Source organism: Phytohabitans aurantiacus (assembly GCF_027923225.1).
GTDB classification, from domain to species: domain Bacteria; phylum Actinomycetota; class Actinomycetes; order Mycobacteriales; family Micromonosporaceae; genus Phytohabitans; species Phytohabitans aurantiacus.
The window spans coordinates 1-23,257 of record NZ_BSDI01000036.1 but is presented as its reverse complement, the minus strand read 5'-3'; the positions used below and the strand labels follow the sequence as shown (position 1 = coordinate 23,257).

Here is a 23,257-nt window from a genome sequence, read left to right as displayed (position 1 = left end):
CTAAACGGGTGGACACCGGCACCTACCGTGGGCGCATGACGGCCTTGAAGGGTCTCCTCGAAGCACTGGTCCTGGTGGTCATCTCATTCGCGGTCGCGGCGGTGATCGCGGGTCTGTGGATCGCTTTCGGTGACGGCGCGTTCGTCACACGGTTCGGGATCTGCCTGGTCGCCGTCGGCGCGCTGGTGGCGATCACGGGTGGAGCGAGTCTTAGCCGGATGGGCAGCGCCGACGCGTTCGCCTGGCTTGGACAGGGCCCGGAGCGGGCATCCGACGACGACGGTGGCCGCGTGCTGACCGGCGTAGGGATTTTCCTGTTCGTCTCGGTGCCGCTGGTCATCGCTGGCGGCTTGCTGGCGACCGCATAGCGTTTCACGGGTCCAGGCGCGGGTTGCTCGTCAGTGAACCGCCGATCCAGACCGACAGCGCACCCAGGTCGCCGCCGAGTGACCGCCGGATGGCGTTGACCAGCGACACCTGCGCCAGCGCCGGCGGATGCATAGCCCGCGCGAACTCGTCCGCGGTCAGCGCGTCAGTCCTCGTGTCGACGGCCGCCTCCCGCAGGAACCGCCCGATGGCAGCGGCGAACCCGTCGATCTCCTCCGCGACCTGGGCCGGAGCGACCAGGCTGGCGGACGTCAACGCCGCGCTCCACACCGCCCAGTCGTACTCCCAACCGATCCGGTCCACATGGGCGCGCCGAAGCGTCATGGTGAATGTGGCGTACTGGCGCATCAGCTCCTGGTACGCGGCGAGCTGGCGGTCGCGCAGCCAGTGCCGGTCCTGTGCCCGGCGGCTGAGAGCGGTGCCCACGACGACACCAAGCGTCGCGGACAGCGCGCCACCCGCTGTGGTGAGAACCGTCTCCAGCACCGCCATCCGCCGAAGCGTAGTAGACAGCTCCCACCCGCTTCTCCACCCGACCGCCCCGGTCCGGGTCCGATCTTCCCCCGACGCCGCCGCCCGCCCATGACGGAGTGTCGCCACGCCCGGTGCGCCGATCAAGGGCGAATGCGCGTGGTTGGATCTCTGTTCCGCGTGCGTCCGCTCCCAGGCCGGCCCCCGCGCGGCGCGTCGCCACGCCCGGCACGCCGATCAAGGGCGAATGCGCGTGGTTGGATCTCTTTCCGCGTGTTTTTGCCCTTGATCCATGCGATTGCCCTTGATCGGCGCGCAGGGCGCGGCCACACACGGCCGCCAACCCCTCAAACCGGGCGGTTGGCCTCGGCCACGATGGCGCGCCGCCTCATCCCCCGGGCCTCCATCGATCAAGGGCGAACGCACGCGGTTTCAGGTCGAACCACGTGCGTTCGCCCTTGATCGGCGGCGCTGGAGGTCGGGCGACGCGGGCCGGGTGGCGCGAAGCGGCCGAATCGGTTGTCGCGGCGCCCCCGGCGGCGCTGTGCGCGCGCCCCCCCGGCGGCCGCGAGCGCCGCCAACCCCGCCACAGACCGGCGGCTGACCTGCCTGCGTTCGTCGATCAAGGAGGTCTGCATGGATCAAGGGCGAACGCACGCGGTTTTGAGATCGAACCGCGTGCGTTCGCCCTTGATCGGCGGGAAAGGGGGCGCGCGGGGCGGCGCGGGGAGGGTTAGGGGGAGGCGGGGCAGGTTTGGGTGGGGGGTGGGGTTGCGGTGAGTAGGTAGGTGTCCACAGCCGCCGTCACGCAAGGCGTACGCGTGTAGGCGCCGTGGCCCCAGCCCTCGTAGGTGAGCAGGACGGCACGGTCACCGAGCTGGCGGGCCACGTTCGTCGCCCAGTTGTAGCCGCTCGCCGGGTCGTGAAGGGTGTTGAGCAGCAGCAGTTGCGGAGTGCCGCGCACCTTCAGCGTGTGCTGCGGGTTGGCGACCGGCTGCGGCCATCCCAGGCAGGCGGCCGCCGCGTACAGGCTGGCCGGGTACCGCACGTCCGGTGCGCTTTCCGCGGTGCGGCGAAGATAGCTGGCGTACTGCTTGTAGTCGCGTACCGGCAGGCTCCAGTCGGCGCAGAATACGGCGGTCACCAGTGGCGGCACACCGACCACTGTGGCCGGTCCGCCCGCGTTCATGGCGGCGAGTTTGGTGGCGAAGCCGGGCCAGTCGGGGCCGTAGAAGTGGCGGTGTGCGGTGGCGACCAGGTCGAACGCGGTCACCGCCTTGCCTGACGCGTCGCGCAGTTCGCCACGGTCGGCGCGGGCCAGCAGGTCGGCCCAGACGGCGCGGACGTCATTGCCCTGCAGGGCGCACGCGGTGGTGCCGTCGCACCACGCGACGAACTCCTCGAACGAGTCCTGGAGCGCGACCGCTTGCGTATCCAGGAAGTCGCGCGTCCGGACACTGTGGTCGACGACGCTCTCCAGTACGAGGGCGCGGACGCGGTGCGGGAACGTCTCCGCGTACTGCTCACCGAGCAGCGTGCCGTAGGAGCTGCCGTGGTAGGTCAGCTTCGCTTCGCCCAACGCGGCACGGATGGCGTCGAGATCCTTCACGGTGCTGAGCGTGTCGGCGTGGTCGTACACGGGTCCCGTGCGGGCACGGCAGTCCTCGCGCAGCCGCTGGTTGTACGCCAGCAGGGCGTCGAAGTCTGACTGGCTGGTCAGTACCGGATTTGGCCGCTGCGCCAGCAGTTCGGGTGCGCAGACGACGGGGTTGCTGCGGCCGACGCCGCGTGGATCGAAGCTGACGATGTCGAACCGGCGGCGCTGTTCGGCGCTGAACCGGTTGCCGGCGATCACGCGGTCGACACCCGAGTCGCCGGGACCGCCCGGGCCGAACACCAGTGTGCCGACGCGGGCACCCGGGTCGGTGGCGGGGCGGCGGGCCACCGCCAGGTCGAACCGTGGCCCCTTCGGGTCGCGCCAGTCGACAGGTACAGCCAAAGTGCCGCACTGGACGGCCGCGTCTTGCGCGCAGGGTGCCCACGCGATTGCCGCTGGTCCCGAATAGGCGGGGGCGGCCGCGAGGCCGACCCCGCCCAGAGTGACGGCGGCGGTGAGTAAGGATTTGACAATCACCTGATCGATGATCGACAGGGGCCGCCTCGGAGGCATCGGGGAGGACCCGGTAATCGCCCCGTAAGTCAGAGGGCCTCGATACCACGACCGCGATCAAGCCTGCGGCGTGGTCCGAGGCGAGTGCGCCAGGACGAGGTCTTCGAAGCTGAACGGCGGGCCGGGCGCCAAGCGCCCGGCCCGCAAAGGGGATCGGTCAGCTTGCGGTGCAGGAGAGAGTCGGCGCGGAGTTGGTACCGTTCCACGCCCCGATGAACCCGAAGTTGGCGCTGCCGCCGGCGGCCAGACTGCCGTTGTAGCCAACATTGCGCGCGGTGACGCTGGAGCCGCTGCTCGTCACCGTGGCGCTCCACGCCTGGCTGACCGTCTGTCCATTGCCGAACGTCCAAGTCACCGTCCACCCGGTGATGGCACTGCTGCCCGCCGTGACCCGCACGTCACCCTGGAAGCCGCCCGGCCACTGGCCGAGAATCGAGTACGTGGCGGTGCACGCCTTACCAGCAGGAGGCGGGCTCGTTGGTGGGGTGGTGGGTGGCGTAGTCGGCGGCGTGGTGGCGGGTGTCGTCGGCGTGACTCCATTGTAGATGGTGGCTTGCTTGGCCGTCGCCTTGATGCCGTTGGCACCGTTGAAAATGCGCTGACCCCACGTGGTGAGCTGGTTGGGGTCGAAGTTCAGCGCCATGTCGAGGATCGGGTCGGTGTTGCCGCTCCACGACCAGCCGAGATAGCCCATTCCGCGCGCGTTCGCCTCGGACAGGATCGTCTCGTGGTCCACCTCGCTCGTGTTGAACCGCCACCCGAACTCGCCAACCAGCAGGGGAAGGCCCATGGTGCGGAAGGCGTCGAAGTACGAGGTGATCGCCGAGGCGGTGTTGTAGACCGCGTACATGTGGATGGAGAACACGAGATTGCGCTGGCTGTCGGCGTTCCAGACGGTCTGCGCGGTGCTGCGCATGGTGTTCGTCCAGTCCTGGCCCCAGTTCGGCGCGTCGATCATCAGCAGGTGCTCGAAGCCGTTGGTGCGCATCTTCTGCACGGCCGCGGAGGTGGCGGCGGTCCACTGGCCCGGGTTCGTGTTGCCGATCGGCTCGTTGCCAATGTTGATGACGACGTAGTTCTCCTGGCCGACCAGCGCGCTCTTCTGGCTGATCCAGTAGTTGACGGCCTCGTCGAGCGAGGCGGCCGCCCCCTCTTCGCCGTACCCGGTGGTGTCGTGCACCTCGAGGACGCAGATAAGCTTGTTCTGCTTGCACAGCGTGATGACGTTGGCGACATCGGTGGACGGGCCCCACCGCTTGCCGCTGCCCAGCACCACACGCACCGTGTTCGCTCCCAACGCCTTGATGTTGGCGAAGGAACTGGTCTGGCTCGTGTACCACACGTGCGGGTGGTTCACCCCGCGCATGACGAACGTCTGGCCGTTGGCCTCGACGACGTTGGTGCCGCTGACGTGCAGACCGACGGCGGCGTCCGCGGGTCGCGCGAGTAACACGATGGAAGTCGCCGCGGCGAGTACGGCCACGCCGAAGGCAGCGAGCCGTCTTGGGTTGAGAAAGCGCTGCATGACCTACCTCAGGAGGGAACGCCCCGAAAGCGGGGGCAGGACGCGTCTGAGCCACAGACCCGGTGGACCCCGACGATCACTGCCTGGCTCGCAGCGGGAATCAGCGTAGGTCAATGCGTTGCTCCCGGGCAAGCCCTAGGCTCTTCTCGTGCGGCGGGCGAGTATCCGGCAGGTCGCGGAAGCGGCGGGCGTGTCCATGTCGACGGTGAGCAACGTGCTCAACAATCCCGACGTGGTCACGGTGGACACGCGGCGGCGGGTCGAGGACGCGATGGCCACTGTCGGGTACGTGCGCAACGGGGCGGCGCGGCAGCTGCGCGGAGCGCCGAGCGTGACGGTCGGCTGCGTGCTGCTCGACTCGGCGAACCTGTTCTACGCCCAGGTCGCGCGCGGGATGGAGGACCGCCTCGCCGACGCCGGCTGCATGGCGATCGTGTGCAGCACCGACGTGCGGGTCGAGCGCGAAACCCGCGCCCTGCAGATGCTGGAGGAGCTCGGCGTCCGCGGCGTGCTGCTGTCGCCGGTCAGCTCCCGGCTTGACGCCGCCGTCGAGCTGGCCGGCAGGGGCACACCCGTGGTGCTCGTCGACCATCCGGGCGCCGGAACGCGGCTGTGCGCGGTGACGGTCGACGACGTCCGCGGCGGCGAGCTCGCCGCGGAACACCTGGTGGCGCAGGGGCACCGGCGGATCGCGTACCTGCGGACCGAGGCTGACCTGCCCTCGCTGGTGGGCCGGGCCGAGGGGCTGCGTCGGGGACTCGCCGCGGCGGGACTCGACGTGCCGTGGGCGCTGGTCGGGGTACCGGTGCCGCCACCGGCCGGGGTGGTCGAGGCGGAAGCGGCGGTGGCTCGCGTACTGGCCGCCGAGCCGCGCCCGACCGCGGTGGTGTGCTTCAACGACATGGCAGCCGTGGGCGTGATGCGAGGTCTGCACGCCGCTGGCGTCGACATTCCCGGTGGGATGTCGGTGCTCGGGTACGACGACGTGGTCTTCGCCAGCGAGCTGGCACCGGCGTTGACGACGATCCGGCAGCCGACCCACGAGCTCGGCCGGGCGGCGGCGGAGCTGCTCCTGGCCGAGGGGCGCCCCGGGCACCGCCACAAGGAGGTCCGCTTCACCCCGGAGCTGGTAGTCCGCTCGTCCACCGGTCCACCACCTTGACGTTCGTCGATGCGCGGCCGTACGGTGAGTCCGGACCCCGTTTTGCAACGTCACAATCCAACCTGACCTGTTCCTACCGCTCGTTTCCGTCGCTTTTCGTCGATCAAGGGCAAATGCACGCACTTTGATCTCTTTTCCGCGTGTATTCGCCCTTGATCGATGGACTTCTCCTTGATCGACGCCGGCGCGCCAGGCGATCCGGCGCGCCGGGCGATGCGTCGCGCCGGGCGATGCGTCGCGTCAGGTGATCCGGCGCGTCCGGCGGACCGGTGCGTCAGGTGATGCGTCGCGCCGGGCGATCCGGCGCCGCGTCAGGGTCGAGCTCCGGCGTCGGCCGGGCGCGCTTGGTCGACGACCGGATTGCCCCATTCCGCGTTGCGGTGGGTCGGGCTGTGAACGTTTATGGCTGCCAGAGCAGCCATAAACGTTCACAGCGCCTTGCTGGCGCACGACCCCTGACTCCACGGCGCTCGTCCTGAGTTCCGGGGGGTGCGAGGCGGCGCGCCGTCGTGGCCAGCGCCAGCCGCCGGGTTGAGGGGTTGGCGGCGGCGTGTCGTCGCGTCCAGCGCGTCGATCAAGGGCAATCGCATGGATCAAGGGCGAATACACGCGGTTTAGCGATCCAACCGCGTGTATTCGCCCTTGATCGGCGGATTGGGCGTGGCGACATGCCGTGCTGGGCCGGTCTGAAAGGGCGGACGCGCGCGGAAAGAGATCCATCCGCGTGCGTTCGTCCTTGATCGGCGGATTGGGCGTGGCGACATGCCGTGCTGGGCTGGTCTGAAGGGCGGACGCGCGCGGAAAGAGATCCATCCGCGTGCGTTCGCCCTTGATCGGCGGATCGGGCGTGGCGACTTCGGTACAGGCCAGCGACGTCGTCAGTTGACGGTGTCGCTGGCCGTGGCGCGGATCGCGGTCACGAACGCGGCCACCGCCGGGTGGGTGGCGGCGCCGTGGCGGTACGCGATGCGGGTGCGGCGCCGGGTTGGCAGCGCGATGAGGCGGACACCGGCGGGTGGCCGGGCGGCGGCGAGTTGGGGTACGACGGAGACGCCCTGGCCGGCGGCGACCAGGGCGAGCACGGTGGCGAAGTCGTCGGCGTGGTGGCGGGCGCGGGGCGTGAAGCCGGCGGTGCGGCATACCTGGAGGGTCGCCGTGTGGCAGAGCGTGCCCGGGCTGGCCAGGATCCAGGTGGCGTCGCGGGTCGCCGCCAGGGAGTCGGTGGGGCCGTCGGCGGGTACCGCCAGGAAGACGGTCTCGTCCAGCAGCGGTACGGCGTCGAGGGTCGGGTCGGGCTCGACCGGTACGGCGTCGTAGTCGTGCAGGAGTCCCACGTCGAGTCGCCGTTCGCGCAGGGCGGCCGGCACGTCGACGGGGTCCAACTCGGTGACCATCAGTTCGAGGCCGGGGTGTCGCTGGCCGAGCGCGACGAGGGTCGCCGGGATCAGCGCGCGGACGGCGGTCGGGTACGCGCCGATGCGCAGCGGGCCGGACAGGCCGGTACCGAGGGCCGCGAGCGCGGCGGAGGTCTGCTCCAGCGCGGCGAGGACGGTTTCGGCGTGCGCTACGAGTACCCGGCCGGCCGCCGTGAGCGCCACGCGCCGGCCGGTGCGTTCCAGGAGCGGTACGCCCGCCTCGCGCTCCAATGTGGACAGCTGCTGGGAGACGGCGGACGGTGTGTAGGTGTGCGCCTCCGCAACCGCGGCGATGGTGCCGAGGCGGGACAGGTCGCACAGCAGTCGCAGGCGGCGCACGTCGAGCATCAGTTCAGCTTACGGTTCGCTTCAGGGATATGAACTGGACCTTACGATACCGGTGGCCGAGGCTGGGACACATGACGTTTTCCGGTGTGTACGTCCCGCTGATCACGCCCTTCGACACGAACGGCGCCGTGGCCTTCGGCGCCCTGGAGTCGCTGGCCCACGAGGTCCTCGACGGGGGTGCCGCGGGACTCGTGGCGCTCGGCACCACGGGCGAGCCCGCCTCGTTGACCGGGGCGGAGAGGCACGGCGTCGTCGACGTCGTCGCCCGGGTGTGCATGGATCGCTCGGTGCCGCTGGTGGTCGGTGCCAGTACAGCTGAAACACTCCGGGAATTGGGCGAGCGGCCCGCGGTCGCGGCGGCTCTCTGCCTGGTGCCGCCCTTCGTCCGTCCCGGCGAAGCCGGGGTCGTGGCCCACTTCGCGACGCTCGCGGCGGCCAGCCCGGTCCCGCTCCTCGCCTACCACGTGCCCTACCGGACCGGGCAGCACCTGTCGGCGGGCACGCTCCGGCGGCTGGCCGCGATCGATGGCGTGGCGGGCGTCAAGTACGCGGTGGGCGGCATCGACGCCACCACGATCGACCTGCTGGCCGACCGGCCGGACGGCTTCGCGGTGCTGGGCGGCGACGATCCGTTCATCTCGCCGCTGCTGGCGCTCGGCGCGGACGGCGGCATCCTCGCGTCGGCGCACGTGGCGACGGCGGAGTTCGTCGCGCTGGTCGCGTCGTGGCGCACCGGCAGCGGCAGCGCGCTGGGGCACCGGCTGGCCGCCCTGTCGACCGCGCTGTTCGCCGAGCCGAACCCTGCCGTGATCAAGGCGGTCCTGCATGCCCAGGGGCGCATCCCGACCGCGGACGTGCGGCTCCCGCTGCTGCCCGCGAGCCCCGATGCGGTCCGGTCAGCGCTGCGCCGCCTGCAGGACCAGCCCGACCATCGCCTCGACCGCGTCGGCCTCGGGCACTCGCTGGTCAACGCAGAGTGACCGCCACGTCCAGAACGAGATGGCGTGGCCGATGAGCGCGCGGACCAGCGCGCGCCGCGCGGCCGGGCCGTCGAACGGCGTCGCGAGCACGTCGGCGAAGGCCGCGTCGCGCTGATCGATGCCGTCGCGGTGCGCCTCGGGGATCGCGGCCTTGTCGCGGTAGATGTTGGTGAGCATCGTCTGGCCGTCGCGATAGAAGCGGTACAGGTCGGCGAGGCCGGTGCGCAGGCGCTCGGCGGCGTCGGGGATGGCCGCCCACGTGTCCGGGGCCGGTGGGATCTGGCCGGCGAGCCAGTGCGCCGAGCAGGCGTCGAAGAGGGCGGTGTCATCGGGAAAGTGCCGGTACACGGTCAGCCGGGTGACCCCGGCGCGCTCGGCGATGGCCGAGATGCTGCCGGCGGCCGGGCCGCCGGAGCCGGCGGAGCTGATGGCGGTCGCCGACGAGTACGGCCTTCAGATGCACCAGCCGGAGTGGATGGGCGACCTGATCGCCGTTACCACCTCCGCGACCCGATGGGCTGACCGGCGCGAGCTCCGACGGCCGGCTACTCGGCGGCCACCCGGTCGAGCCACTCGCGCGTCAACGCGTCGAACAGCTCGGGCCGCTCGATCTGCGCGTTGTGGCCGGCCACGTCGAGCACCGCGAACGTCGCGCGAGGGTAATGCGGCAACAACGCGTACTGGTCGGCGTAGCCGACGCTGGAGTCCTGCCGCCCGGTGATGATCAGCGACGGCCGCGTGTAGGGCGGGCCGCTCTCCGGCGAAGCGCTCAGCTTCCACCGCGCTCCGATCCGCGCCATCGCCTCGGTGTCGGCGAGGTCGAGACCGGCCAGGATCTCGTCGCGGAAGCGCCGCAGCGTCTCGGGCGTCTGGACCACCGCGACCTCCTCGAACTCCGCGGCGACCCGGGGGTCGGTGGCGGCGAGCAACTCCGGGTCGGGACGCAGCACCACGTGCTCGGGGCGGGTGCGGTCGGCGCGTTCCAGAGCGACGCCGACCGGGCAGATCATGGCCAACCCGCGCACCTGCTCGGGCCGGGCGCGGACGATCGCGCGGGCGATGTAGCCCCCGTAGGACTCGCCGATCAGCAGGAACGGCGCGTCGCCGATGACCTCGTCGACGAACTCCAACACCGCCTCGACCACGTCGTCGGAGCTGGCGATCGACGGTGGTGCCGGCGAGCGCCCCATGCCGGGCAGGTCGACGTAGAGCCGGCGATATCCGGGTGCCGTCTCGAACACCGGCTCCAGGCAGCCGAGCATGAGGCGGTGGTCGGGTGTCCACCCATGAATCGCCAGCACCGCCGTCCCGGCGCCCTTTTCCACGTAGTGCAGTGTCACGCGAGCCATGATGCCGCCCGGCACCGACAAGATTGCCGCGCCGCCAGCGCCACTGTGGCGAGGGACACGTCAGCGGATGCGTGATCCACTTCTCGCGACGTAGAACGGGGCCCGCTTGCCCCACGACACGCCGATGACGACGGCGATGGTGGGAGCCAGGGCCACCAGCGCCCGCCGGCCGCCGACCGCGACCTTCCGCATCACCAGCGCCGTGGACCCGCCCTCGGGTGCCGCTCGGAGCTCGCGAGCGGCCCGCCGGATCGCGCGCCGGCCGGCACCACTGACAGCGGGCACCTCCAGCAGCAGCCAGCCCGCCAGCGCCGTACCCGTGACCGCCAGGATGAGGCCGACGGTCTCGCCCGGCTTGCCGGCCGGTGCCTCGCCGGCGGCCGACGCGACCAGGCGAGCGACGCCCACCGCCGCGACGGCGAACAGCGGCGCGGTGGCCGCTTTCATCCATCGCTGACGCGTCGTCGACAGCAGCAGGCCGCGCCGCAGCAGGCGCCGCCGCACGCGCTCACCGGCCCGGAGCACCTCGGGAAGGGCCGTAACGTGCGTCCAGGACTGGGCCGTGCGCAGGCCGGCGTGGAGAGCCACCATCAGCGGCGGCCACGCCTCCGACGGCGGACCGACCGCGACCAATGTGGACAGTTCGGCAGGACGGATGGCTCCGGCGCGGTGCAGCCCAGCGAGGCAGGCATGGCAGGCGTGCGTGAATCCACCGCGTAGATAGGCCAGGTCGAGCACGGCGGGCGGCCGGTCGAGCGTGCCTGGTCCGCGTCCGGCGAACCAGCGCACCACCCCGACACAGGCGAGCGCCGCGCCCGCGAGAATCCCGTACCCGACCAGAAAGTCCGCCACGGCACCAGTGTGCGATGTGGACGCTAGCGGGCGCGGGCGTCGAGGCGGAGGGACTGCCAGGAGCCGTCAGCGTGCCAGCCGCCGTCGACGGAGAGCGCGGCGCCATTGACGAAGCCGCTGCGTCGCGGGTCAGCCAGGAACGCCACCGCCTGCGCGATGTCGTCGGGCGACGCGAACCGGCCCATCGGTACGTGGTTGGTGATGTCGGCGTCTCCGTAGGCGCCGGACGCCTGCGACTCGACGTCCATCTCGGTTTTAACCCAGCCGGGGCAGACCGCGTTGACGCGTACACCTCGGCCACCCCACTCCGCGGCGAGCGTGCGGGTCAGGCCGATGAGGCCGTGTTTGCTGGTGTTGTAGGCGGCCCGGTCCGCGACGCCGCGCAGGCCGGCGACGGACGCGATGTTGACGATCGCGCCCTCGCCGGCGGCGAGCATCCGCCGGCCGAACTCGCGGCTCAGCAGGAACGGACCGGTCAGGTTGACGTCGAGGACGCGCTGCCAGTCTTCGAGGGTGGTCTCCTCCAGCGGCGTGATGAACGCGATGCCGGCGTTGTTGACGAGCACGTCGACGCGCCCGAACCGGTCGTCGACCGCCGCGGCGAACGCGGTCACGTCGGCCTGCGAGCTGACGTCGCCCGCGTACGAGAACGCGTCGCCGTCGGGGACGGGCTGCCGGTCCAGCAGGGCCAGCGCGTAGCCCTCCGCCGCCAGTACCTGTGCCACGCGCCGCCCGATCCCCTGCGCCGCCCCGGTCACCACGGCCACCTTCTGCTCACTCACCCAGCCACCCTATTGCGGCACCCCCTCTCCGTGATCAGGGCGTCCCTCAAGTCGCCCTGACGACTTGAGGGACGCCCTGATCACGGGTGCGTGCGCGGGCCCTGCTGTTCAGCCGAGCCCGAGGTGCCTCGCCAGAACGGCTACCTGGCCGGCGAACCGGTCGAGGAATTCGGGCGAGCGGGGGTCGGCGCCGCAGGTGCCCTCGATGATCTGCGGCAGCGTGGTGGGGGCCATAGCCATCGCCATCAGCATGACGACAAGGCAGGCCGGATCGAGATCGGCGGGCAGGTCACCCGCCTCTTGCCGTTTCCGGAGCTCGTCGATGGTTTCGGCGAACATGCCGGACGACGGGGGCGCCTCGGATCCGGTGTATTCGAGGCCGTTCCAGGCCAGCAGGCGGACCCCATCTGGATTGCGCGGTTTCGCGGCCATCGACAACTCGCGGCGCCTGGCGGGCCAGATGTTCGCGGCGACCTGATCAGCCGCTTGCATCGACCCACGTCGCGCCATAAGTAGCCTTCCTGGGGAGGAATCGATGAGACGTCACATGGGGTTGTTTCTTGCTGCGCTCCTTGTGGTCCTGCAGCGCGTACGTGACCGTTACAGGCTGTCGAGGTCGATCGCCTCGGCCATGGCGTGCATTCCCGCGTCGTTCGGGTGCAGGCCGTCACCGCCGTCGTACCCGGGCCGCAGGAAGTCCGGGGCGGCGGGATCGGCGAGAGCGCGGTCCAGGTCGACGACGGCGTCGTACTCGCCGCTGGTGCGGATCCAGTGGTTGACCTCGTCGCGGATCCGTTCGCCCGCCTCGGTGAAGTATCCCGGATACACGGTGCCCGCGAACGGCAGGATCGTGGCGCCGATGACGCGTACGCCCCGCTTGTGGGCGGCACGGATCAGTGTGCGGTGGCCGTCGATGAGCTGGGCCGCGGTGATTGGCTCCCCGCCGAGCATCCCGATGTCGTTGATGCCCACCAGCACGATCACGCTGCGCACGCCGGGCTGGTCGAGGGCGTCCCGCTCGAACCGTGCCGTGGCGCGCTCGCCGAAGCCGTCCGCGTCGGCGAGTACCCGGTTGCCGCCGATCCCGGCGTTGACGACAGCCAGGCGGCGGCCGGCGGCGACCAGCCGTTCGGCGAGCTCGTCGGGGTACCGGTTGTCGGCGTCCGGTGTGGAGAAGGCGCCGTCGGTGATGGAGTCGCCGAACGTGACCACGGTGCCGCGGTCGCGGTGCGGTGCCGCGCCCACCACGTCCACTCCGGACAGGTAGTACCAGGACTGCGACGTCTCGGTGAACGCCGTACCCGACCGGTCGAAGCGGTGGTCGCCGCCGGCCCGGTACGACGTGGCGAAAGACATCAGGTGGAATGTGGACGGTCCGGTGGGCCGCGCGAAGTACAGCGTCACGGTCAGCCGCTCCAGCGGTGCGACCGGCAGGGCCACCGGGTCGGAGGGGAGCTCGCGGCCAGCGGGCACCACAGTGGAGCGTCGCCCGTCGAACGTCACCGGGCGCAGCGAACCGGGGCGCACGGCGGCACCCTCACCGGCCCGCGCGATGCTGGCACCGGTCAACCGCAGCGGTTCGGCGCCGTACACATTGGACACCCGGATGCGCACGGCGGCCCCGCCGCGGCTGACCCGGATGGGCTGCCGCACGGATTGGTCGTCGAAGCCGCCGGACCAGTTCGGGGTGCCGAAGGCTTCCGGAAACGAGGCGATCATCGACGTGGACCACGACGCGCTCCAGCGGCCGCCGGGGTGGGCGCCGGCCGGCGTGGCCGTCGCGACGACGGCCGCGACGATCGCCACCAGCGCCGCCATCAGCAGGGCCAGCACCCGGCGCCGGCCAGGCTCGCGGTGCGTCACGCTCATGGGGTACCTCACTCTCGGTCGGAAACGCTCAACCGGTCAGACCGATCGACCAAGTGAAACTCATCGGTCGCGAGATCGCGGCCCCCGGTGAGACCCGGTCGGCATGTTCTGACGGGATGATCTGTCACGGGACTACTCTTGACGGATGACTGCCATGGCGCCGGCTCGTACGAGTCCTGACCTGTCGTTTCTGCTCGACCACACCAGTCACGTGCTGCGCACCCGGATGACCGCGGCGCTCGCGGAGATCGGGCTGACCACCCGCATGCACTGCGTGCTCGTCCATGCTCTCGAGGAGGAGCGGACCCAGATCCAGCTCGCCGAGCTCGGTGACATGGACAAGACCACGATGGTGGTCACCGTCGACGCCCTGGAGAAGGCTGGGCTGGCTGAGCGCCGCCCGTCGAGTACCGACCGGCGGGCGCGGATCATCGCGGTCACCGCGGAGGGGGCCAGCCTCGCGCACCGCAGCCAGCAGATCGTCGACCAGGTACACGAGGACGCCCTCGCCAGCCTGCCCGCCGACGAGCGCGAGGTCCTGTTGCGCGCGCTGGGGCGCTTGGTCACCGGACACCTGGAGACTCCCGCCGAGGCGCCGAGGGCCGCGAGGCGGGCGCGTCAAGCAAGCTAGATCACATAGAGATTGTCTGTAACGGAACTATCCGCTACGGTCGGTCTCATGACGAACAACCGTTCCCGCTGGCTCGCCCTCACGGTGATCGCCACCGGGCTGCTGATGACCATCCTCGACGGCAGCATCGTCACCGTCGCCATGCCCGCGATCCAGGACGACCTCGGGTTCTCGCCGGGCGGCCTGACCTGGGTCATCAACGCCTACCTGATCGCGTTCGGCAGCCTGCTGCTGCTCGCCGGGCGCCTCGGAGACCTGATCGGCCGCAAGCGGATGTTCGTGGCCGGTACCGCCGTCTTCACCGCCGCCTCGGTCCTCGCCGGCGCCGCGACCTCGCCCGCGATGCTGATCGTCGCGCGGTTCGCGCAGGGTGTGGGCAGCGCGATGGCCGCCGCCGTCAGCCTCGGCATCCTCGTCACGCTCTTCACCGACCCGGGCGAGCGCGCCAAGGCGATCGGCGTCTTCAGCTTCACAGGCGCGGCCGGCGCTTCGATCGGCCAGGTCCTGGGCGGCGTGCTCACCGACGCCCTGAACTGGCACTGGATCTTCCTGATCAACCTGCCGATCGGGCTCGCCACGATCGCGCTGGGCGCCTGGACGCTGCCCGCCGACAGGGGCGCGGGCCTGCGCGCCGGCGCCGACGCGATCGGTGCGTCCCTGGTCACGGCCGGGCTGATGGTCGGCATCTACACCGTCGTCAAGGTCGAGGAGCACGGCTGGGCGTCCGCGCCGACGCTCGCCTACGGCGCGCTCGCCGCCGCGCTGCTGGCCGGCTTCGCCATCCGGCAGGCCACCGCGAGCAACCCGCTCATCCCGCCGCGCGTGCTGCGCTCGCGCAACGTCTCCGGCGCCAACCTGGTCCAGGTCCTGACCATCGCCGCCATGTTCGCGTTCCAGATCATCGTCGCGCTGTACATGCAGCGGGTGCTCGGGTACAGCGCGCTCACCACCGGCCTCGCGATGCTGCCCGCCGCGGTGAGCATCGGCGCCGTGTCGCTCGCGGTCTCCGCGCGGCTGATTTCACGGTACGGGGAGCGCCGCGTGCTGCTGGCTGGTCTGGCGCTGCTGATCGGGGCGCTCGGACTGCTGGTGCGGCTGCCGGTGCACGCCAACTACGTCACCGACCTGCTGCCGGTGATGCTGCTGATCGCCGGCGGCGGCCTGGTCCTGCCGGCGCTGGCCAGCCTCGGGATGTCGGGTGCCAGCGGGGAGGACGCGGGCCTGGTCTCGGGACTGTTCAACACCACCCAGCAGATCGGCGGCGCGCTCGGCGTGGCCGTACTGTCCACACTGGCCGCCTCGCGCACCGGTGACCTGCTCGCGGGCGGCGCGGGGGAGGCCGCGGCGATGGCCGGCGGGTACCGGCTGGCCTTCACCACCGGCGCCGGGCTGCTGATCGCCGCGTTCGTCGCGACGGTGGTGCTTTTGCGCGAACCCGCGCGTCACACGGTAGAGGAGCCCGAACCCACCACTGTGGTCGCCGCCGCCCAGTAGGGTGCTGGCCATGAACGTGCTGCGCGCCGCCACGATCACAGTTGCAGCGACCGCCACCGTGCTCGCCCTCACCGCCGCACCCGCGGTGGCCGGCGGGCACGGCGCGGTCGGTTCCGCCGGGCTGGGCGACCCCTACTTCCCGCTCGCCGGCAACGGGGGATACGACGTCCGGCACTACTCGCTCGACCTGAACTACGTGCGCGCCACGAACCACCTCGACGCCACCACCACGATCACCGCGAAGGCGACCACGGAACTGCGCCGGTTCAACCTCGACCTGCGCGGCTTCACGGTCACCGGCATCACGGTCAACAGGCTCCGTGCCGAGTTCCGCCGCGACGGCCAGGAACTGATCATCACGCCGAAGGTGACGCTCAAGCGCCACAAGCCGTTCGTGGTGACCGTGCGATACAACGGCCAGCCCACCGAGGTCATCGACCCCGATGGCAGCAGCGAGGGCTGGGTGACCACAGCAGACGGTGCCTTCGTGGTCAACGAGCCGCAGGGCTCACCGGGCTGGTACCCGGCCAACGACAACCCGCGCGACAAGGCCACCTACGACTTCGCCATCACCGTGCCGAAGGGGATCACCGCGATCGGCAACGGCCGCCTGGTCGGCAAGCGGAACCACGGCGACAAGACCACGTGGCGCTGGCGGGAAGACTCGCCGATGGCGCCGTACCTCGCGACGGCCACCAACGGCGTCTTCGAGCTGCGGGTCAGCAAGGCCGGAAAGATCCCGCTGTACCACGCGGTGGACCCCGTCGAGGTGCCCAACGGCGCGTTCGACCGGCTGGCCGCCGAGGCCGAGGTCATCGCCTTCTTCTCCGACCTGTTCGGCCGGTACCCGTTCAGCAGCGGTGGCGGGATCGTCGACCACGCGCCCGAGGTCGGGTACGCGCTGGAGTCGCAGACCAAGTCGCAGTACGACCGCACGCCCGACCCGTCGACCGTCGTGCACGAGATCTCGCACCAGTGGTTCGGCAACAGCGTCAGCCTCACCGTGTGGCCCGACATCTGGCTCAACGAGGGCTTCGCCACGTACGCCGAGTGGATCTACAGCGAGCGGCATGGCGGGCAGACCGCGCAGCAGTCGTTCGACGAGGTGTACGCCACCCCGGCGGACGACCCGACCTGGACCCGGCCACCGGGGAACGTGGGCGGGCCGCAGTTCCTGTTCAGCGGCACCGTCTACGCCCGCGGCGGCGCCACCCTGCAGGCGCTGCGCGTGAAGATCGGCGACAAGGCGTTCTTCCGGCTGCTGCGCGACTGGTACGCCAAGAACCGCGACGGCAACGTCACGACGGCCGACTTCGTGGCGCTCGCCGAGAAGCGCGGCGGGCAGCAGCTCGACGCGTTCTTCGACACCTGGCTGTACCAGCCCACCAAGCCGACCACCTGGTGATCAGGGCGTCCCTCAAGTCGTTAGGGCGACTTGAGGGATGAACGGTCCGAGTCGCCGCGCGGCGCTTGCGCACGACGGAGTAGGCGACTCGGACCGTTCACAGCCCTGATCACTAGAGTTGGTCGTCTAGCGTGGCTAGGCCGGCCTTGGAAGCGTCGGCGGCCATGCGGTCCTTGGCGGCCGGGTCGCCGTACAGGGTCCAGCGCCAGAAGTCCGTCGTCGCGCCGGCCACCACGTCGTACGCCGGGTTGCCGGCGCGCAGCAGGGTCTGGCCGTGGTCGCCGTCGAGCATCGTCAGCATCGCCTTGGGCCATGGCACCTTGTCGTAGGCGGCCTTGCCGGAGGCGTACGAGACGACCGCGTCGGCGTCGCCGTGCACGAACAGCAGCGGCGCGTCCGGACCCCGGAAGCCGGTGCCCATGCCGAGGGCGCTGCCCGCGAGCACGATGCCGGCGTCGAGCCGCTGGTCGCGGTACACGGTGAACATGCCGACGGTCGTGATGCCGCCCGCGGAGTGCCCGGAGGCCCCGACGTGCTCGGTGTCGAGGCGCCCGTTGAGCTTGTCGCCGGCCTTGTCGTTCAGCTCCAGCACCTGCGTGAGCACGTACGAGGCGTCGGCCGGCTGGTTGACCACGTCGAGCGCGTTGACCTGGGCGGCCTTCTTGTTGGTGTTCGGGTACGTCGGGGCGGCCACCACGAAGCCGGCCTCGGCCCAGTCGGCGAGCAGCCGCCGGTAGTCCGAGGGCAGGCCGGTCAGACCGTGGCTGAACACGATCACCGGGAAGCTGCCGGTGCTCGTGTCCGGGTACCAGATGGTCACCGGAAGCGGACGCGTCCCGTCCCGGTTGAGCGCGAGCTCGCGGGTCTTGACCTTGTATTCCTGGGCGGGCGCCGCGCCCGCCGTCGTGGCCGGCGGTGGCGTGGTCGGCGCCCCACCACCGGACGCCGCCGGCTTCGCGCTCGAACATCCAGCCAGTACGGCGGCCAGCAGCACCGCGGTCAACCGACGCAGAACGATCACCTCATCATCCGGACGATCTCGGGCAGGACGGCGCCGAGCGGCGCGTCCACGGTCAGCGTGGCGTAGTCGTCGCCGCGGGTCGAGCCGCGGTTGACGATCGCCACCGGGATGCCGAGCTTGGCGGCCCGCAACACGAAGCGCCGGCCCGACATGACGGTCAGCGAGGAGCCGAGCACCAGCAGCAGGCGCGCGTCGTGGACGGTGGCGAAGCTGGCGTCGACCCGGGGGCGCGGCACGGTCTCCCCGAAGAAGACCACGTCGGGCTTGAGCGTGCCGTCACCGCAGGACAGGCAGTCGACGACCCGGAACCGGTCGACCGCCTCGTCGGGCAGGTCCACGTCGCCGTCCGGGTTGACCGCGAGCACCTGGGCGTCGAAGACCGGATTCGCCATCCGCAGCCGCTGGTCGTGGTCGTCGCGGCCCGTGGTGTCGCCGCAGCCGAGGCACACGACCCGGTCCAGGTTGCCGTGCAGCTCGATCACGCCGGACGCGCCCGCCGCCTGGTGCAGGCCGTCGACGTTCTGCGTGATCACGCCGGTGAGCAGGCCGCGCCGCTGCAACTCGGCCACCGCGCGGTGACCGGCGTTGGGCACGGCCCGCGCGATCGTCCGCCAGCCGATGTGGCTGCGTGCCCAGTACCGGCGGCGGGCGGCGGCGTCTCCGGTGAACGTCTGGAAGGTCATCGGGGCGCGCCGGACCTCGGCGCCGTCCGGGCCGCGGTAGTCCGGGATGCCGGACTCGGTGGAGATGCCGGCGCCGGTCAGCACCGCGACGCCACCATCGGCCACCATGCCGGCCAGCTTCTCGGTCGCGTCACGCACCCACCAATGGTGCCTCACGGATTCCCGATAGCCGGCTACGGTCGCAGCGCCAGCTTGCCGACGGTCGTTCGGGCCTCCAACTCGGCGAGCGCCTTCGGGCCGTCGGCCAGCTCGTACACGGTGGGCTCGCCGGGAGCGAGCACACCGGCGGCGCGGAGCGCGGACAGCTCCGCCATCAGCTCGCCGTAGATCGACGGTGCCGACTGCGCCAGTACGCCGATGTGCAGGCCGATCACCTGGACCTGGTGCGCGAACACCAGCTCCCAGTTGGTGACCGCCGCCTCGCCGCCGGCCGTGCCGTACACGACGACCCGGCCGGTGACCCGCCTGGCCGCCGCGAGGCTGGCGCCGAAGGTGGCGCCGCCGGTGGATTCGAGTACCAGATCGGCGCCCGCGCCGCCGGTCAGCCGCCGGACCTCGGCGGCGATGTCGGCGTGCCGGCCGTCGATGACCTGGTCGGCGCCCAGCGCGCGCACGCGGTCGTGCTTGTCGGCGGAGGCGACGGCGATCACCGTCGCGCCGTAGTGCTTGGCCATCGTCACCGCGGCCTGGCCGACGCCGCCCGCGGCGGCGTGGATCAGCACGGTCTCGCCCGCGGCCAGGCGGCCCAGCGGCCGGACCGCGGCCAGCGCGGTGGCCCAGTTCAGCACGAGGCCGAGCGCCTGCTCGCCGGTCCAGCCCGCCGGTACCGGCATGGCGGTGGCCGCTGGCAGCACCATGTACTCGGCGAACGCGCCGTATCCGGTGCCGAGCACGCGTGCGCCGGCCGCCAGCCCGGTCACGCCCGCCCCCAGGGCGACGATCTCGCCGGCGGCCTCGAAGCCCGCCAGGTAGGGCGCGTTCGGGCCGCCGTGGTAGGTGCCGTAGGTCTGCATCACGTCGGCGAAGTTCAGCCCGGCGGCGGTGACGCGGATCAGTATTTCGCCCGGTCCGGGCGCCGGTACCGGTGCGTTCGCGCGCAGGCGCATGGCGCTCGGGCCGGTCAGGGTGGTCTGTTCGAGGGCACGCATCGTGGTGGGGATCATGGCGGCGACGCTAAATCCGTGACGCTTACGTGAGGGTCAAGGGCGCCGTTGACATTGAGACGGTTCAACAATACGGTCGTGAATGCGCTTTCCTGCTGGCCAACTCGCTGGTCGGGGTGGTGATTCACCGTCCCGCACATTCACCGGAGGTCACCCCATGAGTCCGATCAGCCGCCGGCACGTGCTCGCTGGCGCGGCCGCCGTTCCCCTGACCTCGTTGCTGGCCCAGAATCTCACCGCCCCCACGGCCGCCGCGAACCCGCCCGCGCTCGTCCCAGAGGTCGCCGTGCCCGACGTCAAGCTGACCTGGCTGGAGGGCCGGCCCGGCGCGGCGGCCACCTCCACCTGGGGCACGCCCTGGGCCAAAGGCACCGTCCCGGCCTCCCAGACCTTCCAGCTCAGCGCGCCCGACGGCAGTCCCGTCCCGCTGCAGAGCTGGCCCCTCGCGTACTGGCCGGACGGCACTCTCAAGTGGAGCGCGCACGCCGTCGCCCCGGACACCCCGGCAGACTCGTACACCCTCGCCGCTGGCACCCCCGCGGCACCCGCCACCGCGGTCACGGTCACCGACCGGAAGAACTACGTCGATGTCGACACCGGCGTCATCAAGGTGAGGGTCCGCAAGTCCGGCCGGGAACTGATCGGCCAGATCTGGCGCGGCGACGTGGAGATCGCCCGCAAGGGTGTCCTGGTCGCCCTGCGTCAGGACCGCATCGTGGAAGACGAGGAGAAGGCCCCGAGTCGCGAGCGTTTCGAGAGCGACATCCGCGCGGTCACGGTCGAGCAGAGCGGTCCGGTCCGCGCCGTGGTGCGCATCGAGGGCAGGCACGGCCGGTCGTGGCTGCCGTTCACGGTGCGGCTGTACTTCTACGCGGGCGCCGAGAGTGTCCGCATGGCGCACACCTTCGTCTACGACCGGGATGGCTCCAAGGACTACATCGCCGGGCTCGGCGTGCGGTTCAAGGTGCCGATGCGCGACGCGGCGTACGACCGGCACGTCCGTTTCGTGGGCGACGGCCACGGCATGCTCAGCGAGGCGGTCAAGGGCATCACCGGCCAGCGGCGGGATCCCGGCGCCACCGTGCGGGCCGCGCAGATCGCCGGTACGAAGCTCCCCGACCCGGCCACCTGGGACCAGCGGGTCACCACCCGGCTCCAGTACATCCCCGAGTGGGGCGACTACACGCTCAGCCAGCTGTCGTCGGAGGGCTTCACGGTGCGGAAGCGGACCGGCAAGGGGTACGGGTGGGTCGCCGTCGACCAGGGTTCGCGGGCCTCGGGGCTGGGCTACGTCGGCGGCGTGAGCGGCGGTTTCGCCTTCGGCCTGCGCGACTTCTGGCAGCGGCACCCCACCCAGCTGGACATCCGCGGCGCCGCGAGCGACGAGGCCGAGGTGACGGTGTGGCTCTGGTCGCCCGAGGCGGGCGTCATGGACACCCGGTTCTACCACGACGGCATGGGCCAGGACACGTACCCGGAGCAGCTCGAGGGCCTCAACATCACGTACGAGGACTACGAGCCGGGCTTCGGTACGCCGTACGGCATCGCCCGCACCAGCGAGATCACCCTGTGGGCGCTGGGCGCGACGCCACCGGCGGCGCGGCTCGGCGCGATGGCCGACCAGGTCCGCACCCCGCCGCAGCTGATCAACCCGGTCGACCACCTGGTCGCCGCGAAGGTCTTCGGCGGGCTGTTCAGCCCCGTCGACCGCGGCCACCCGGTCAAGGCCGTCATCGAGGACCACCTCGACTTCCTCTTCGGCTTCTACCAGAAGCAGGTGGAGCAGCGGCACTGGTACGGGTTCTGGGACTACGGCGACATCATGCACACCTTCGACGAGGACCGGCTGGTCTGGCGGTACGACGTCGGCGGGTACGCCTGGGACAACTCGGAACTCTCCCCGGACCTGTGGCTGTGGTACGCGTTCCTGCGCTCGGGCCGCGCCGACATCTACCGCTTCGCCGAGGCCATGACGCGGCACACCGGCGAGGTAGACGTCTACCACCTCGGCCAGTGGGCCGGCCTGGGCACCCGGCACGGCGTGCAGCACTGGGCCGACAGCGCCAAGCAGCAGCGCATCAGCACGGCCGTCTACCGGCGGATCTACTACTTCCTGACCGCCGACGAGCGCACCGGCGACCTGCTCACCGAGCTGGTCGACTCCGACCGCACGTTCCTTGTCCTCGACCCGATCCGCAAGATCCGCACCGAGCCGTACACGCCCGACCCGCACGCGCTGTCCATCGGCCTCGGCACGGACTGGAGCGGCCTGGCCGCCGCGTGGCTGGCCGAGTGGGAACGGCGCGGGCCCAAGGCGGAGGTCGCGCGCGCCAAACTTGTCGGCACGATGGAGACGATCGGCGCCATGCCGAACGGCTTCGTCACCGGCAGCGGCCTGTACGACCTGGACACCGGCCGGTTCGCCCCGGTCACCGCGAAGACCGTCAGCGTGTCCCACCTCAGCGCCATGTTCGGCTTGGTGGAGGTCTGCGCCGAGGTGATCGACCTGATCGACATGCCCGCGTTCGAGGCCGCCTGGTTGCAGTACTGCCGCCTGTTCAACGGCACCCGGGCCGAGCAGACCGCCGAGTGCGGCGCGCACTTCGGCAACCTCATCCTGCGGCAGGGCCACGCCCGCCTCACCGCCTACGCCGCCGTCCGGTTGAACCGCGCCGACCTGGCCACCCGAGCCTGGTCGGAGTTCTACACCGGCGACGGCTACGGACCGGCGCTGCCGTGGACCAGCCAGCACGTGACGTCGACGCTCAACCCGACCGACGCCGCGACGTGGGTCTCCACCAACACGACGGCCCTGTACGGTCTCGCCGCCATCCAGAACCTGGCGCTCGTCGGCGACCGGATCACCGCGCCGTGAGGCCCGCCATGCTGGTACCCGCACTGGCCGCCGTCGCGTCCACATTGGCCGTCGCGGGTCCGGCTCTCGCGACCGCTCGGCCAGTACCGTCCTGCGCAGGGGCCGCGCCGATCGTCTGCCACATTGACGTACCGCCGGGCAACTACGACGTCACCGTGGTCCTCGGCGACCCGGAGGTGGCCGCGTCGACGGCGGTCCGGGCCGAGGCCCGCCGCATGATGCTCGCCGAAGTCGCCACGGCGGCGGGCCAGTACGCGCGGCGGACGTTCCGCGTGAACGTACGCGAGCCCGAGGGGGAGCCCACCAAGACGGGCGTGGGCAGCCCCGGCCTCACGCTGACCTTCACGGGCGCCGACCCGCACGTCCGGCACGTGTCGGTCCGACCGGCCCGGCCACGCACTCCGATGCTGTACCTGGCCGGCGACTCCACGGTCACCGACCAGGACACCTTCCCCTACACCGGCTGGGGCCAGGCCATCCCGCAACACCTGCGCGGGGTGACGGTGGCCAACTACGCCGACTCGGGCGAGAGCAGCGGCTCGTTCCTGGCCGACCCGCGACTGTTCGACACCATGAGCCCTCTGCTGAACCGCGGCGACGTCGTGCTCATCCAGTTTGGACACAACGACAAGCAGACGACCGCCGACGACTACCGGGCCAACCTCACCACGCTGG

General features: G+C 71.2%; 20 protein-coding genes and 1 pseudogene. 8 read left to right on the top strand and 13 right to left on the bottom strand.

Annotated features, from left to right (window positions below):
- Window positions 1-35: 35 nt before the first annotated feature.
- Window positions 36-368: a hypothetical protein gene (locus tag QMG73_RS30225; protein ID WP_281901316.1), complete on the top strand. Its 333-nt coding sequence runs from the start codon at window positions 36-38 to the stop codon at window positions 366-368.
- Window positions 369-372: 4 nt separating this feature from the next.
- Here QMG73_RS30225 and QMG73_RS30220 read toward each other — a convergent pair whose 3' ends face one another.
- The 3 genes from QMG73_RS30220 to QMG73_RS30210 form a co-directional block, all read right to left on the bottom strand.
- On the bottom strand, window positions 373-879 hold the full coding sequence (locus QMG73_RS30220; RefSeq protein WP_281901314.1) for a cytochrome P450 family protein: 507 nt from the start codon (window positions 877-879) through the stop codon (window positions 373-375).
- 712 nt (window positions 880-1,591) lie between these two features.
- A complete protein-coding gene (locus QMG73_RS30215; RefSeq protein WP_407676881.1) occupies window positions 1,592-3,028 on the bottom strand; it encodes an alpha/beta hydrolase in 1,437 nt (478 codons plus the stop codon).
- A gap of 157 nt (window positions 3,029-3,185) precedes the next feature.
- Complete coding sequence (locus tag QMG73_RS30210; RefSeq protein WP_281901310.1) at window positions 3,186-4,553, bottom strand: cellulase family glycosylhydrolase; 1,368 nt, start codon at window positions 4,551-4,553, stop codon at window positions 3,186-3,188.
- 148 nt (window positions 4,554-4,701) lie between these two features.
- Here QMG73_RS30210 and QMG73_RS30205 point away from each other — a divergent pair, with 148 nt between their 5' ends.
- Window positions 4,702-5,715, top strand: coding sequence for a LacI family DNA-binding transcriptional regulator (locus QMG73_RS30205; RefSeq protein WP_281901308.1), 1,014 nt, complete (start codon window positions 4,702-4,704; stop codon window positions 5,713-5,715).
- A gap of 878 nt (window positions 5,716-6,593) precedes the next feature.
- Here the strand turns inward: QMG73_RS30205 and QMG73_RS30200 are convergent.
- The gene (locus QMG73_RS30200; protein WP_281901307.1) at window positions 6,594-7,478 is read right to left on the bottom strand and encodes a LysR family transcriptional regulator; all 885 of its coding nucleotides are present in this window, start codon (window positions 7,476-7,478) and stop codon (window positions 6,594-6,596) included.
- Between the two features lie 71 nt (window positions 7,479-7,549).
- Between QMG73_RS30200 and QMG73_RS30195 the strand changes: the two genes are divergently transcribed.
- Window positions 7,550-8,458 (top strand): dihydrodipicolinate synthase family protein, encoded by a 909-nt coding sequence (locus QMG73_RS30195; RefSeq protein ID WP_281901305.1) that lies wholly within the window; start codon window positions 7,550-7,552, stop codon window positions 8,456-8,458.
- On the opposite strand, the gene QMG73_RS30190 is transcribed toward QMG73_RS30195, so the two are convergent.
- The 6 genes from QMG73_RS30190 to QMG73_RS30165 all read right to left on the bottom strand — a co-directional run bounded on the left by QMG73_RS30190 (window position 8,375) and on the right by QMG73_RS30165 (window position 13,310).
- Complete coding sequence (locus tag QMG73_RS30190; protein ID WP_281901376.1) at window positions 8,375-8,887, bottom strand: TetR/AcrR family transcriptional regulator; 513 nt, start codon at window positions 8,885-8,887, stop codon at window positions 8,375-8,377. The two genes, QMG73_RS30195 and QMG73_RS30190, sit on opposite strands and share 84 nt — an antisense overlap.
- Before the next feature lie 116 nt (window positions 8,888-9,003).
- Entirely contained in the window at window positions 9,004-9,798 is a 795-nt protein-coding gene (locus tag QMG73_RS30185) for an alpha/beta fold hydrolase (RefSeq protein ID WP_281901303.1), read from the bottom strand.
- Between the two features lie 69 nt (window positions 9,799-9,867).
- Window positions 9,868-10,659, bottom strand: coding sequence for a TIGR04222 domain-containing membrane protein (locus tag QMG73_RS30180; protein WP_281901301.1), 792 nt, complete (start codon window positions 10,657-10,659; stop codon window positions 9,868-9,870).
- A gap of 23 nt (window positions 10,660-10,682) precedes the next feature.
- A complete protein-coding gene (locus QMG73_RS30175) occupies window positions 10,683-11,441 on the bottom strand; it encodes an SDR family NAD(P)-dependent oxidoreductase (protein WP_281901299.1) in 759 nt (252 codons plus the stop codon).
- Window positions 11,442-11,549: 108 nt separating this feature from the next.
- Window positions 11,550-11,933: a hypothetical protein gene (locus QMG73_RS30170; RefSeq protein WP_281901297.1), complete on the bottom strand. Its 384-nt coding sequence runs from the start codon at window positions 11,931-11,933 to the stop codon at window positions 11,550-11,552.
- A 108-nt stretch (window positions 11,934-12,041) separates the two neighbouring features.
- Entirely contained in the window at window positions 12,042-13,310 is a 1,269-nt protein-coding gene (locus tag QMG73_RS30165; RefSeq protein WP_281901296.1) for an SGNH/GDSL hydrolase family protein, read from the bottom strand.
- A 145-nt stretch (window positions 13,311-13,455) separates the two neighbouring features.
- Between QMG73_RS30165 and QMG73_RS30160 the strand changes: the two genes are divergently transcribed.
- The 3 genes from QMG73_RS30160 to QMG73_RS30150 are packed head-to-tail and all read left to right on the top strand — an operon-like array spanning window position 13,456 to window position 16,840.
- Window positions 13,456-13,941, top strand: coding sequence for a MarR family winged helix-turn-helix transcriptional regulator (locus tag QMG73_RS30160; RefSeq protein WP_281901295.1), 486 nt, complete (start codon window positions 13,456-13,458; stop codon window positions 13,939-13,941).
- A gap of 48 nt (window positions 13,942-13,989) precedes the next feature.
- Complete coding sequence (locus QMG73_RS30155; protein ID WP_281901294.1) at window positions 13,990-15,435, top strand: MFS transporter; 1,446 nt, start codon at window positions 13,990-13,992, stop codon at window positions 15,433-15,435.
- A 10-nt stretch (window positions 15,436-15,445) separates the two neighbouring features.
- The gene (locus QMG73_RS30150; protein WP_281901292.1) at window positions 15,446-16,840 is read left to right on the top strand and encodes a M1 family metallopeptidase; all 1,395 of its coding nucleotides are present in this window, start codon (window positions 15,446-15,448) and stop codon (window positions 16,838-16,840) included.
- 112 nt (window positions 16,841-16,952) lie between these two features.
- On the opposite strand, the gene QMG73_RS30145 is transcribed toward QMG73_RS30150, so the two are convergent.
- The 3 genes from QMG73_RS30145 to QMG73_RS30135 form a co-directional block, all read right to left on the bottom strand.
- The gene (locus QMG73_RS30145) at window positions 16,953-17,861 is read right to left on the bottom strand and encodes an alpha/beta hydrolase family protein (protein ID WP_281901291.1); all 909 of its coding nucleotides are present in this window, start codon (window positions 17,859-17,861) and stop codon (window positions 16,953-16,955) included.
- Complete coding sequence (locus QMG73_RS30140; protein WP_281901374.1) at window positions 17,858-18,652, bottom strand: NAD-dependent protein deacetylase; 795 nt, start codon at window positions 18,650-18,652, stop codon at window positions 17,858-17,860. Before QMG73_RS30140 ends, QMG73_RS30145 begins: the two co-directional genes overlap by 4 nt.
- A 65-nt stretch (window positions 18,653-18,717) precedes the next feature.
- Complete coding sequence (locus tag QMG73_RS30135; RefSeq protein ID WP_281901290.1) at window positions 18,718-19,707, bottom strand: NADPH:quinone oxidoreductase family protein; 990 nt, start codon at window positions 19,705-19,707, stop codon at window positions 18,718-18,720.
- Window positions 19,708-19,864: 157 nt separating this feature from the next.
- Between QMG73_RS30135 and QMG73_RS30130 the strand changes: the two genes are divergently transcribed.
- Together QMG73_RS30130 and QMG73_RS30125 are read left to right on the top strand one after the other, a co-directional pair.
- Window positions 19,865-22,582 (top strand): exo-rhamnogalacturonan lyase family protein, encoded by a 2,718-nt coding sequence (locus QMG73_RS30130; RefSeq protein WP_281901289.1) that lies wholly within the window; start codon window positions 19,865-19,867, stop codon window positions 22,580-22,582.
- Window positions 22,583-22,590: 8 nt separating this feature from the next.
- A pseudogene (locus QMG73_RS30125) lies at window positions 22,591-23,257 on the top strand (hypothetical protein); the annotation flags it as partial.

Coding starts and splice junctions, on each gene's coding strand:
- QMG73_RS30210 (WP_281901310.1), bottom strand. CDS start 4,553: ATGCAGCGCTTTCTCAACCCAAGACGGCTCGCTGCCTTCGGCGTGGCC.
- QMG73_RS30220 (WP_281901314.1), bottom strand. CDS start 879: ATGGCGGTGCTGGAGACGGTTCTCACCACAGCGGGTGGCGCGCTGTCC.
- QMG73_RS30130 (WP_281901289.1), top strand. CDS start 19,865: ATGAGTCCGATCAGCCGCCGGCACGTGCTCGCTGGCGCGGCCGCCGTT.
- QMG73_RS30215 (WP_407676881.1), bottom strand. CDS start 3,028: ATGCCTCCGAGGCGGCCCCTGTCGATCATCGATCAGGTGATTGTCAAA.
- QMG73_RS30160 (WP_281901295.1), top strand. CDS start 13,456: ATGACTGCCATGGCGCCGGCTCGTACGAGTCCTGACCTGTCGTTTCTG.
- QMG73_RS30225 (WP_281901316.1), top strand. CDS start 36: ATGACGGCCTTGAAGGGTCTCCTCGAAGCACTGGTCCTGGTGGTCATC.
- QMG73_RS30195 (WP_281901305.1), top strand. CDS start 7,550: ATGACGTTTTCCGGTGTGTACGTCCCGCTGATCACGCCCTTCGACACG.
- QMG73_RS30140 (WP_281901374.1), bottom strand. CDS start 18,652: ATGGTGGCCGATGGTGGCGTCGCGGTGCTGACCGGCGCCGGCATCTCC.
- QMG73_RS30155 (WP_281901294.1), top strand. CDS start 13,990: ATGACGAACAACCGTTCCCGCTGGCTCGCCCTCACGGTGATCGCCACC.
- QMG73_RS30150 (WP_281901292.1), top strand. CDS start 15,446: ATGAACGTGCTGCGCGCCGCCACGATCACAGTTGCAGCGACCGCCACC.
- QMG73_RS30170 (WP_281901297.1), bottom strand. CDS start 11,933: ATGCAAGCGGCTGATCAGGTCGCCGCGAACATCTGGCCCGCCAGGCGC.
- QMG73_RS30165 (WP_281901296.1), bottom strand. CDS start 13,310: ATGAGCGTGACGCACCGCGAGCCTGGCCGGCGCCGGGTGCTGGCCCTG.
- QMG73_RS30200 (WP_281901307.1), bottom strand. CDS start 7,478: ATGCTCGACGTGCGCCGCCTGCGACTGCTGTGCGACCTGTCCCGCCTC.
- QMG73_RS30135 (WP_281901290.1), bottom strand. CDS start 19,707: ATGATCCCCACCACGATGCGTGCCCTCGAACAGACCACCCTGACCGGC.